The following is an 11,818-nucleotide window of genomic DNA, read 5'->3' on the forward strand; positions in this document are numbered from 1 at the left end:
ATATGACGTTTTCCAGCGTGATTAAATGAATATTCTGTGTCGAAATTAAAAGCGCGGTTAAACCATGAGCTTAGTGATAGATTAAATTTTAGATAACAAAAAAGCGACCAGAGGTCGCTTTTTTCAATATTTGACGGGCATAAAAAATAATAAACGCGTAGAAAAATTACTGCTTAGCGGCTTCGATAATGGCTTTTGCCATTTCATCAGCCACGGCGCCGGTTGTACGGTTCTGCGCATCGGCTTGGCTGAATATTTTAAGCAGCGTGTTGTAAATTTCTTCTACTTTAGCCGTCGATTTTGCTGCGTCGTAATCTTTTTCGAACGACACGTTGATAATACCGCCTGCGTTGATCACATAGTCTGGCGCGTAAAGTATGCCCATTTCTTTCAGTTGTTCACCGTGGCGTACTTCGGCTAATTGGTTGTTGGCACAGCCAGCAACAATTTTGGCTTTCAGTTGCGGTAAGGTCGCATCGTTTAAGGTTGCGCCAAGGGCACAAGGGGCATACACATCCACATCTTGCGCGTAGATTTCTTGAGGCGCGACAACAATGGCACCAAAGTCGGTAGCGACTTTATCTAACGAGGCTTGATGAATGTCGGTAACAATCAGTTCAGCGCCTTCGTTATGCAAGTGTTTGCACAGGTAATAGCCAACGTGACCGACGCCTTGAACGGCGATTTTAAGGCCTTTAAGGCTGTCTAAACCAAGTCTATGTTTAACCGCAGCTTTGATGCCTAAATAAGTGCCAAGGGCTGTGAACGGTGATGGATCGCCACTTTTGCCTTCAAGACCCGCCATATAAGGGGTTTCTTCATGGGCGATCATAATATCAGCCGTAGTAGTGCCAACATCTTCCGCTGAATAGTAGCGGCCACCTAGGCTGTTAATCAAACGGCCAAAAGCACGGAACAGCGCTTCGCGATCTTGTCTTTTCGGATCGGCAATGATCACGGATTTACCACCGCCCATGGTTAAACCTGCTAGGGCATTTTTATAAGTCATGCCACGAGAAAGGCGTAATACGTCAGTCAGGGCTTCATCATCCGATTGGTAGTTCCACATCCTACATCCACCCACGGCAGGACCAAGGTTAGTGTTATGGATGGCGACAATGGCCTTTAAGCCACTTTCTTTATCATGACAGAATACAACCTGTTCATGTTCGTCAAAGGATACATGATTAAATACAGCCACGTGAATTTCTCCGCTATACACAATGAAAAAGCCGACGAGGTGAGCCTCTATCGACTGCTTGTTATATTTATTGCAGAACCATAGCATTTAGCGATACTCTCAACCATGCATAATGACCGAATAAATACATTATTTGTGGCAATTTAGCTTTCCACTTTACGTAAACGTAAGCTTTGCGATTAAGAATGGATTGTACTGAATTTAACGTAACGAATAGAATGAATCGCGCACTGATCCCAAGAATTAGGCTCGCGTTATAACAATAAGATAGGACGGAAGTATGACTGAACAAGCTGTCGACCAAACTCAACAAAATTTATCAGCTGAAGAAATAGAAAAGCTGCGTCAAGAGTGGGTCAGAACTCAATTTCAAAAAGCTAATCGTTTTCTCGCTGAAAAAGGCGTGATCCCAAGCAAAGTCCTAGCCGATGAAAGCCGTTATCTTGCGCCTTATATGGCGATTTGGAAGATGGAATCAAAGCGTCCAAGCAACAAAACCTATTGGGTGATGTCAGGTGATTTGCCGTCGGATTTTGTCGATGTGAAAGTGGCGGCGACGGCCCGTGATGCCGTACGTCATTTCTCTATGATGTGGCAAATGCAGGCGGAAAACTTAGTGCGTTCGGGTGCAACCCGTGATGCCACTCAGGCAAAATTTGCTCAACTATTAGTATCGCGTGCCGAGAGTTTATATCGTATGCACAACGACGATAAACTGTGGAATGCTTAAACTCAAATGAGTTGAGGATTGTATTTAGATAGTATTGAGTTAATACAGTCACTTGTGTTGATTGATACTGATAATTGAAATAACAATAAGGCACTCAGTTGAGTGCCTTTTTTATACTGACTTTTATGTTGATTTCCTATGTTAAGAACAAGGTCATCGAACAAAGTCGATAGGGCTTATTCTTCGCTGTCGCTCAAGTAGTAGAAACCTTGATTGATGAGTTTCAACAGTAAGGCTTGGACTTCTTCATGCTGACATATTTCAGTCGCTTCATCGGCGTTTAAGCTGACGTTATCGCTCAACTGTGCGATTACGTCTGCCGGTGTTTGGGGCAGTTCGTGTACATCACCATTGATGAATAATCGCGGCGTGGCGTCATTTTCAAGGCGCAATACTTTCAAACCACCGATACGGCTCACTCCAGCACCTTGGGCGAAGGCATCTTGCAAATCTTCCATGCTGTAAGCTTCTTCGCCTTCACACAAATCAAGCTCGAAACGGTTTTGACTAAGCAACTTGCCCAACACGATTTGGTAGCTATTAGGATCTTGGCTCAGCTGGCTCAAGAGTGACATGATGCCCACTTGATGGTCTTGGCTGACGATACCGGCTGAACTCGGTTCAGTTTGCGAGGTGAAACGCTGCTGACCTAAGTTATTGTCGAGCAAATAATCGGCGACTTCACTGACTAATTCTTGCTGGCTAGGAGCGCGGAAACCAATCGAGTAACTCATTGCCACAGTTAGGGTTTCGCCGCAATGCGGGTAACCGGGTGGAATATAAAGCATGTCGCCTTTTTCTAACACTACATCGATAATGGGCGTAAAGTCTTCAACCAGCGGCGAGTTGGGATTGCCACCACGGCGTTGTTGCGGGGTATTGTCACCCACAGTCCAGCGACGCTCACCTTCGCCTTGAATGATAAACACATCGTAGTTATCGACGTGTGGGCCGACACCGCCACTTGGGGTTGCAAATGATGCCATCAAGTCATCGAAGCGCCAGTCAGGTAAAAAACGCAGCGCTTCAACTAATGGTTGCGAATCTGGATACCAATGGTTGACTGCTTGCACTAGTAACTGCCAATGGGTTTCGCCATAGCTGTCGTAATCTTCAAACGGGCCTTGAACCACTTCCCAGTTATCATCTTTGGTGACGACAATACGCGAAGAGATTTCTTCTTCACAGGCAAGGCCTGCTAGTTCATCGGCGCTGATCGGATCTTCAAACTGTGGAAACGCTTTTTTGATCAGCAGGGGTTTCTTTTGCCAGTATTCACTAAGAAACTGGGCGATATCGAGATTGAGTGTATACATAGTGTTAAAAAAGGCGACCACATCGCGGTGATGTGGGTCGCCTTAATCCTTATTTCTGTTTAAGAAAGAGTATTATCCGTCGCCAACTTCAGTTAATAACTAATGTCAGTTAATAACCAATTTTAATTAATAACCGTTTTTAATTAATAACTTAGTTCAGTTCGTCGACAAACGTTTCAGCGCGACCAATGTAATTGGCTGGCGTCATTTTCTTCAGTTCAGCTTTCACTGAGTCTGGTAATTCAAGTCCGTCAATAAACACTGACAGTTGCTGTGCGTCGATACGTTTACCGCGCGTCAGTTCTTTTAATTTTTCGTATGGCTTTTCAATGCCATAACGACGCATTACCGTTTGTACGGGTTCTGCTAACACTTCCCAGTTGTGATCTAACTCATCACGCAGGTGCGCTTCGTTGACTTCTAACTTGCTGATGCCTTTTAAGGTCGCTTGATACGCGATTAACGCATGGGCAATACCCACACCTAAGTTACGCAGCACAGTCGAGTCGGTTAAGTCACGTTGCCATCTTGATAACGGCAGCTTAGACGCTAAATGTTGCATTAGTGCGTTAGCGATACCTAAGTTACCCTCAGAGTTTTCAAAATCGATGGGATTAACTTTGTGCGGCATAGTCGATGAACCGATTTCACCGGCGATAGTGCGTTGTTTGAAGTGTCCTAGGGCGATGTAACCCCAAATATCACGGTCAAAGTCAATCAGCACAGTGTTGAAACGGGCAACCGCATCAAACAATTCGGCAATGTAATCGTGTGGCTCGATTTGCGTCGTGTAGGCATTCCAGTGTAGGCCTAGGCTTGTCACAAAACGCTCAGACAGTTCATGCCAGTTGACTTCTGGATAGGCAGACAGGTGAGCATTGTAGTTACCGACGGCGCCGTTCAGTTTACCCATGATTTCAACATTGGCGATTTGTTTGATTTGGCGCTCAAGGCGCATAGCCACGTTCGCCATCTCTTTACCAAGTGTTGATGGTGAAGCGGGTTGGCCATGGGTACGTGACATTAATGGCACAGAGCGATATTCAATCGCCAGCTTTTTAATCGCTGTCAGCAACTCGTTGCAGTACGGCAGTAATACTTGCTCACGGGCTTCAGTCAACATTAAACCGTGGCTTAAGTTGTTGATATCTTCGGAAGTACAGGCAAAGTGAACAAACTCACCAACAGCCGCTAATTCGCTATTGCCCGCGATTTTTTCTTTAATGAAGTATTCAACCGCTTTCACATCGTGGTTAGTGGTGCTTTCGATAGCCTTAACACGCAGCGCATCTTGTTCGTTGAAATTATCTTTAATTCCATCAAGCACTGCGATAGCAGCTTCGCTCAATGGTGGCACTTCGGCGATGTCGGGGCAGTCTGCTAACAGTTTTAGCCAATTGATTTCAACCTGAACACGGTACTTGGTAAGACCGAACTCGCTGAAAATCCCTCTCAATGGCGCGGTTTTACTACCATAACGACCGTCTACCGGAGAAATAGCCGTTAGTGCGGAAAGATCCATGTGAAGCTCCTTGATGAACGCTAATTTTATTATAGGGTAAGACTTTTCTTGGCTGTATCGACTATGGCTTTGCGGGCGAAGACTAAGTGTCGACGTTTACCGCCCAATTGACGCCAAAGTACTGCGCTACGTATAGCGGCAAGCAATAGAGCACGAATTTTATGTTGCACGATAGGGCGCTGCAAACACACGGGATTACCCGATATTTGGATTTTTGGCCCAAGGTTACTGATGATGTCACTGTAAATGCTGGCAAGGTTGGCAACGACTTGCTCGTCGGTGATCGCAAAATGATGTAGCTGGCGATTCACTTGATTAATACGCTCGGCTAGCATGCCTAACCCGCTATTTGACCGTACGAGTTTTCGCTCTAAGGTCAACACGCCAACTAAATAACGGGTAACTTCGACATCTTTTTGACTGCTGTCACCGAGCTGATTAAGGATCAGCATATAGCCTTTTTGCAATACGACTTTGTCTGGGTAGACATCAGCGGTATTGTCAGGTTCCGTGACAAGAATGGTGTTTAAGCTCGCCGCGAGCTCGGTATTATCTAATTCGCCATGGCGGGCTAAATGTTGAACTTGGGCAATGGCTTGCAGTATGCCTGCAAACGCCATCGTCCGATTAACTAGTTGCTCGTTCACGCTTTACCCTCGGATCAGTTGATCGATAATGCCGCCACCTAGGCAGACTTCACCCTCATAAAATACCGCAGACTGCCCTGGCGTCACCGCCGCAACTGGCTCATCGAAGATAACCCGCAAGGTGTGCTCATCTGTGTAGGTCAGAGTGCAAGGCACGTCTTGTTGGCGATAACGGGTTTTTACTGTGATATGACAGCCATCGACAGGTCCGATTCTATCCACCCAATGCAGCTGGTTGACTGTCATGCCGGTAGACATCAAACGGGGATGGTGTCCGCCTTGACCTACGATTAACACATTGCGCTCAAGATCTTTATCGACCACATACCAAGGATCGTCATTGCTATTTTTCATGCCGCCAATGCCTAGCCCTTTACGTTGGCCTAAGGTGTGGTACATGAGTCCTTGGTGTGTGCCTATGACTTCGCCTTCAGGGGTTTCGATATTGCCAGGCTGCGCCGGTAAATAAGTCCCTAGGAATTCAGTGAACTTGCGCTCGCCGATAAAGCAGATGCCAGTACTGTCTTTTTTATCATGGGTGATTAAGCCCATTTCTTTCGCAATTTCGCGAACTTGATGTTTTTCAAGCTCACCGACAGGGAACAGGCTACGGGCCACTTGCTCGTGACTTAAGGTGTAGAGGAAATAACTTTGATCTTTATTGCCATCAACGCCGCGGAGCATTTGCGTACTGCCGTCGCTATTGTCGCGACGGCGAACATAGTGGCCCATGGCGATGTAATCGGCGTCGAGGATTTCATCGGCAAATTCTAAAAATGCCTTAAACTTGATTTCTTTGTTGCACATAATATCGGGATTTGGCGTGCGGCCCGCTTTGTATTCGGCGAGGAAATACTCAAATACATTGTCCCAATATTCAGCAGCAAAGTTGACTGTGTGTAGCTTGATCCCGAGCTTGTCGCACACGGCTTGGGCATCTTTTAAATCTTCAGCGGCAGCACAGTACTCGTTGTTGTCATCTTCTTCCCAGTTCTTCATGAAAAGGCCTTCAACCTGATAGCCTTGCTGCATAAGCAAATAGGCTGAAACAGATGAATCTACACCGCCGGACATGCCGACAATGACTTTTTTTCCTGTATGAGTGGGTTCGATTGATGTCATAAATCCTAAAAACCATTGAGTATGTGTGTTGGCTAGGTGGTTGAATTTAAACCGCGAAATAGAGCGCGTAACAAAAATACCTACCTAACTTAAAATCTGGGGTTAACCTAAAAATATGGGCTAACTTAAAAAATCCAAGTTAACTTAAAAAATTCGGGTGTAGTGCGCTGCTCGTTGCTAAATCAAACTTTGCTAGCGCTATTAAACAGAATTAGCCCTATAGCGGTCATTTCTAACTCGCATTTGCGGCCTACTATTTAGTCGCATAGAGGCTGACAGGCAGTAACAGATGCATAAGTTTAACAAGCAGTTTACGCGGGGCGGTATTCTATCATGCCTTGCTCGCTTGGGCTATCGTGAGGCGGTCACTATTGAGTAAGCTAAGGGGATAAGTTTGGCCATTTTGCGCGTGATTGAGATAGTCCTTTAGGCAATCGAGCACTAAGGGGCTGCGCAGTAAAGATGACTTGGCTTCTATCTGCGCAAAACTCAGCCAGTGTGCACTATGGATAGCTTTGTCCTGCGGTGCGGGGGAGGGCATATCATCTAATTGCACGAAGAAGGTAAAGCGCACAAAGGCTAAGTCTTCACTGGCGCTAAACTGATAGACGCCGACGAGTCCTTGGGGGTTAAGTGATAACCCCGTTTCCTCAAATACTTCGCGCTCACAGGCTTGGATTAAGCTTTCATTTGCTTCTAAGTGACCTGCTGGCTGATTAAAGCGCTGCTCGCCATCAATCCACTCTTCCACCATCAGATACTTATCCTGTGAAGTCGCATGAATAATACAAGCGACGGTCACATTGGGTTTATATCTTAGGCTCATAAAAGCTCCTTTAAGTGGATGTTAGCTGCAGAAATTAGGCTGAAATTTAGACTTCATCACCGAGGCGGATGCATTTGTGCTCGCCCGATGGCAAATTATCTAGACTCCATTGGCCTATTTTATAACGGATTAATCTTAAGGTCGGAAAACCGATATGCGCTGTCATGCGTCTGACTTGGCGGTTACGGCCTTCATGAATTTGAATTTCTAGCCAAGTGGTTGGGATATTTTTGCGCTCTCTGACTGGTGGATTGCGTGGCCAAATATCGGGTGAATCCATGATTTTGACTTTAGCAGGCAGGGTCATACCATCATTTAATTCAACACCTTGGCGCAGTTTAGTGAGTGCATCTTCCGTTGGAACGCCTTCTATTTGCACCCAATAGGTTTTAAAGGTTTTCTTTTTCGGCTCAGTCAGCCTTGACTGTAATTGACCGTCATTGGTCAGCAGCAACAGGCCTTCACTGTCTCTGTCTAAGCGGCCTGCGGCATACACATCAGCAATCGGGATATAGTCTTTTAGGGTCTTGCGACCTTGTTCATCGGTAAACTGGCAAAGTACATCAAAAGGCTTATTAAACAGCACAATAATCGGTGCGAGCGTTTGGCTTTGCACCGGTTTTGCCGCCGCAATTGCGCGTCGATTGGGATTTTTAAAGGGTTCTTTCTTCAAACTGCCATTGGCATTACGCGCCGGGGCTACTTTACCATCTACGGCGGTAGCGCGGTTGGCTGGGCCTCTGCTCGCGGGCTTAGCGGGTTTAATCGGGCTCTTGGCTGGGGAACTTGCGCTGGAATTGGCACCTTTAGGTGGAAACTTGTTTTTGGTCATACTTTTGCTAACAGGAGGTTGAGACACGCTTACCTGACTTGATTGAGTCGTTAATGTGGCCATAGTGTACTTGGCATTCGCCGTTAGTGGAATTTGAATATTATTGTGAATGCTCTATGATGTCGGCCAGAAAATGTGATCTGTGCCTAAAGGTTTATTAGTCGTTGTAACAAATTTTAGCTTGTGCGCAAAGGCAGAAGGGCACTGAGAATTTGAAAGGTTAAGGCGTGGTCGATTGCCTTGATTGATATTTTCACTGTGCTCAGATTTGTTCGCCATGCTATAAAATTATTATAAAAAATATTAAATTTTACAATAATGTAGGATGTACCATGAAAGATAACTCATCAACAATTATTTACACTGAAACAGACGAAGCGCCAGCACTGGCCACCCTCTCACTCTTACCTATTATCAGAACGTTTACCGACGCCGCGGGTGTTGCGGTTGAAACCCGTGATATTTCGTTATCTGGCCGTATTATTGCCAGTTTCCCTGAGCAACTGACCGATGCGCAAAAGATTGGCGACCATCTGACAGAGCTTGGCGAGTTAGCGAATCAGCCAGAAGCGAACATCATCAAGTTACCGAATATCAGTGCTTCGATCCCACAATTAAAAGCCTGTATCCTTGAACTGCAGCAAAAAGGTTATGACATCCCTCACTATCCGGATGAGCCAAAAACCGACGCTGAAAAGTCAATTAAAACCCGTTACGACAAGATCAAAGGCAGTGCGGTAAACCCTGTACTGCGTGAAGGTAACTCAGATCGCCGCGCGCCATTATCGGTGAAAAACTTCGCCAAGAAAAACCCGCATTCCATGGGTAAATGGGCCAAAGATTCTCAGTCACATGTGGCTCATATGACCGAAGGTGACTTCTACGGTAGCGAGCAGTCTGTGACTTTATCTGATGCTGGCAGCGTAAATATCGTGCTGACGCAAAAAGATGGTCAAGAAGTGGTGCTCAAATCTGGTCTTAAGTTGCTGGCTGGCGAAATTATCGATGCAGCAGTATTGAGTAAAAAAGCCCTAGTGAGCTTCTACGAACGTGAAATTGAAAACGCTAAAGCTGAAGATGTGCTGTTATCGCTGCATCTGAAAGCCACTATGATGAAAGTGTCTGATCCTATTATGTTTGGTCACGCCGTGAAGGTGTTCTTCAAGCCAGTATTTGACAAACATGCAGTGTTATTCGCTGAGTTAGGTGTGGATGTTAACAACGGTTTTGGGGATGTTTATGCCAAAATCGCGACTTTGCCAGCAGATGCCCGTGCAGAAGTAGAGGCGGATATCGCGGCGGTTTACGCAGCGCGTCCAGCATTGGCTATGGTTGATTCTGACAAGGGCATTACCAACTTACACGTGCCAAGCGACATCATTATCGATGCTTCTATGCCCGCTGCGATTCGTTCATCTGGCCAAATGTGGGGACCAGACGGTCAACTGCATGATACTAAAGCCATGATCCCCGATCGTTGCTATGCGGGTATTTACCAAGAAACGATTGCTTTTTGTAAAGAGCACGGCGCTTTTGATCCTAAAACCATGGGCAGCGTGCCAAACGTGGGCTTGATGGCGCAAAAAGCCGAAGAGTACGGCAGCCACGATAAGACCTTTGAAATTCCTGCTGACGGTGTGGTCAACGTTGTCGATGCCAGCGGTAAGGTATTGATGAGCCATAACGTGGAAGCGGGCGATATCTGGAGAATGTGCCAAGTTAAAGACGCACCTATCCGTGATTGGGTAAAACTGGCCGTGCGCCGTGCCCGTCTAAGCAATACACCCGCAGTATTCTGGTTAGATAGCAAACGTGCCCACGATGCGCAAATCATTGCAAAAGTGCAGCAATACCTGCCAGAACATGACACTGATGGCTTAGATATCAGCATCATGTCTCCAGAAGACGCGACGCGTTTGTCTTTGGCTCGCATCAAAGAAGGTAAGGATACCATTTCAGTTACGGGTAACGTTCTACGTGACTACCTGACTGACTTGTTCCCAATCCTAGAGCTAGGCACCAGTGCTAAAATGCTGTCAATCGTTCCATTAATGAACGGCGGCGGTCTATTTGAAACAGGTGCGGGTGGTAGTGCGCCTAAACACGTGCAACAGCTTGAGAAAGAAGGTCACTTACGCTGGGATTCGCTCGGTGAATTCTTGGCTCTGGCGGCGTCTCTTGAGCATTTAAGCCAAACCGTGGGCAATCCAAAAGCCCAAGTGTTAGCCGATACTTTAGATCAAGCCATTGGCCTATTCTTAGATGGCAACAAATCGCCATCAAGAAGAGTCGGTGAGTTAGACAACCGTGGCAGCCATTTCTACTTAGCCATGTACTGGGCACAAGCCTTAGCAGCGCAAACGGGCGATGAGCAGTTACAAGCTCACTTCATTCCGTTAGCGCATGCGCTCGCGGCGAATGAGCAAGTGATTGTGGCTGAATTAGCGACGGCACAAGGTGCACCAGTCGATTTAGGTGGTTACTACCGTTTAGATGCGGCTAAGGCTGAAAAAGCCATGCGCCCAAGCGAGACGTTGAACAAGCTGTTGATTGCTTAATTTAGCTCGTTATCACTTTTAGATGGCGTGCGCGTCAGTGTGGGCCATCTAAGGTGATGTAAAGTTGTAAGTCATTAGACTGATTTAAAAAAAGGGTCTGCATTGCAGATCCTTTTTTATACCCTAAATTTGCTGTCGAGACCGATGATAAAATCTTTTTGCTTGGATGCCATGGGTGATATGTGGCGATTGAACTTGAATTAAATTCATGCGAAATGATGATGAACGATGCAGCATTAAGTGGTGAGAATTGATGAAACACGCAGCAATAAAAAGGCAGGGACAAGTCCCTGCCTTTTAGATCATTGGCCTCACCAAACGTTATTTTGTTGGTGAAATGGCTGAAGCGTGCATCCCTTTTGGACCGGCTTCTACTTCAAATTGAACGGGTTGGCCTGCTTTTAGAGTTCGATAGCCTTCCATTTCAATGGTAGAATAGTGTGCAAAAACGTCCTCACCACCTTGATCAGGGCAAATAAACCCGAATCCTTTGGCGTTGTTGAACCATTTAACAGTTCCGCTTGCCATACTTCCACTTCCTTCTGTTGTCTACTTACCAGTAAGATAGTAAAACCTGTATAGACGGGTATTCGTTCACCGTCTGCACAACAGAATGTAAGGAGTAAATGCGGAAGTCAAGCTAAAATTAACAAAGAGGTAACAACTGATTAATTTGAACGGATCAATTGGAAGAGGCCAACACGAGAGGCTAGTATTAAAAAATGGCAAAGATAGGAAATATTGAACACGTTGAAGAACGTGTCGAATCAGAGTTAATGCCGCCTTCGATGTATAAGGTGGTACTCAATAATGATGATTACACCCCAATGGATTTTGTGATTGAAGTTTTGCAGGTTTTCTTTCGCAAGAACGAGCAGGAAGCGACCGATATCATGTTGACGATCCATCACCAAGGAAAAGGAATTTGCGGTATTTTCCCGTTTGGGATTGCAGAAACTAAGGTGATACAAGTAAATCAATTTGCAAGACAAAACCAACATCCGTTACTGTGTTCGTTAGAGAAAGCATAAAACCGCTTTACTCTGTAGTCTGTTGTTAATTTT

11 protein-coding genes are annotated in these 11,818 nt (G+C 45.8%); 3 read left to right on the forward strand and 8 right to left on the reverse strand.

What is annotated here, in order from left to right; all coding sequences use genetic code 11:
* Nucleotides 1-166: 166 nt before the first annotated feature.
* A complete protein-coding gene (locus tag L5L77_RS02225) occupies nucleotides 167-1,201 on the reverse strand; it encodes a Glu/Leu/Phe/Val dehydrogenase dimerization domain-containing protein (protein ID WP_028759730.1) in 1,035 nt (344 codons plus the stop codon).
* 280 nt (nucleotides 1,202-1,481) lie between these two features.
* Here L5L77_RS02225 and L5L77_RS02230 point away from each other — a divergent pair, with 280 nt between their 5' ends.
* Nucleotides 1,482-1,931, forward strand: coding sequence for a DUF4826 family protein (locus tag L5L77_RS02230; RefSeq protein ID WP_011789106.1), 450 nt, complete (start codon nucleotides 1,482-1,484; stop codon nucleotides 1,929-1,931).
* 176 nt (nucleotides 1,932-2,107) lie between these two features.
* On the opposite strand, the gene L5L77_RS02235 is transcribed toward L5L77_RS02230, so the two are convergent.
* From L5L77_RS02235 to rluE, 6 genes are all read right to left on the reverse strand, one after another.
* Nucleotides 2,108-3,247: a cupin domain-containing protein gene (locus L5L77_RS02235; protein WP_263185396.1), complete on the reverse strand. Its 1,140-nt coding sequence runs from the start codon at nucleotides 3,245-3,247 to the stop codon at nucleotides 2,108-2,110.
* A gap of 151 nt (nucleotides 3,248-3,398) precedes the next feature.
* Nucleotides 3,399-4,769, reverse strand: a complete 1,371-nt coding sequence (gene purB / locus L5L77_RS02240) for an adenylosuccinate lyase (protein WP_263185395.1) — start codon at nucleotides 4,767-4,769, stop codon at nucleotides 3,399-3,401.
* Nucleotides 4,770-4,798: 29 nt separating this feature from the next.
* Nucleotides 4,799-5,416, reverse strand: coding sequence for a high frequency lysogenization protein HflD (gene hflD / locus L5L77_RS02245; protein ID WP_263185394.1), 618 nt, complete (start codon nucleotides 5,414-5,416; stop codon nucleotides 4,799-4,801).
* A 3-nt stretch (nucleotides 5,417-5,419) separates the two neighbouring features.
* Nucleotides 5,420-6,538: a tRNA 2-thiouridine(34) synthase MnmA gene (gene mnmA / locus L5L77_RS02250; RefSeq protein WP_248991201.1), complete on the reverse strand. Its 1,119-nt coding sequence runs from the start codon at nucleotides 6,536-6,538 to the stop codon at nucleotides 5,420-5,422.
* 331 nt (nucleotides 6,539-6,869) lie between these two features.
* Nucleotides 6,870-7,364 (reverse strand): NUDIX hydrolase, encoded by a 495-nt coding sequence (locus L5L77_RS02255; protein WP_263185393.1) that lies wholly within the window; start codon nucleotides 7,362-7,364, stop codon nucleotides 6,870-6,872.
* 46 nt (nucleotides 7,365-7,410) lie between these two features.
* On the reverse strand, nucleotides 7,411-8,196 hold the full coding sequence (gene rluE, locus L5L77_RS02260) for a 23S rRNA pseudouridine(2457) synthase RluE (protein WP_263185392.1): 786 nt from the start codon (nucleotides 8,194-8,196) through the stop codon (nucleotides 7,411-7,413).
* Between the two features lie 332 nt (nucleotides 8,197-8,528).
* Here rluE and L5L77_RS02265 point away from each other — a divergent pair, with 332 nt between their 5' ends.
* Entirely contained in the window at nucleotides 8,529-10,754 is a 2,226-nt protein-coding gene (locus L5L77_RS02265; RefSeq protein WP_263221962.1) for an NADP-dependent isocitrate dehydrogenase, read from the forward strand.
* Between the two features lie 321 nt (nucleotides 10,755-11,075).
* Here the strand turns inward: L5L77_RS02265 and cspD are convergent, their stop codons facing one another.
* Nucleotides 11,076-11,282, reverse strand: coding sequence for a cold shock domain-containing protein CspD (cspD, locus tag L5L77_RS02270; protein ID WP_006081937.1), 207 nt, complete (start codon nucleotides 11,280-11,282; stop codon nucleotides 11,076-11,078).
* A gap of 194 nt (nucleotides 11,283-11,476) precedes the next feature.
* On the opposite strand from cspD, the gene clpS reads away from it, so the two are divergent.
* Entirely contained in the window at nucleotides 11,477-11,785 is a 309-nt protein-coding gene (clpS, locus tag L5L77_RS02275; RefSeq protein WP_006081936.1) for an ATP-dependent Clp protease adapter ClpS, read from the forward strand.
* The last annotated feature ends 33 nt before the right edge of the window (nucleotides 11,786-11,818 follow it).

Origin of the sequence: Shewanella sp. SM29 (assembly GCF_025654245.1) — a bacterium.
GTDB lineage: Bacteria > Pseudomonadota > Gammaproteobacteria > Enterobacterales > Shewanellaceae > Shewanella > Shewanella oncorhynchi.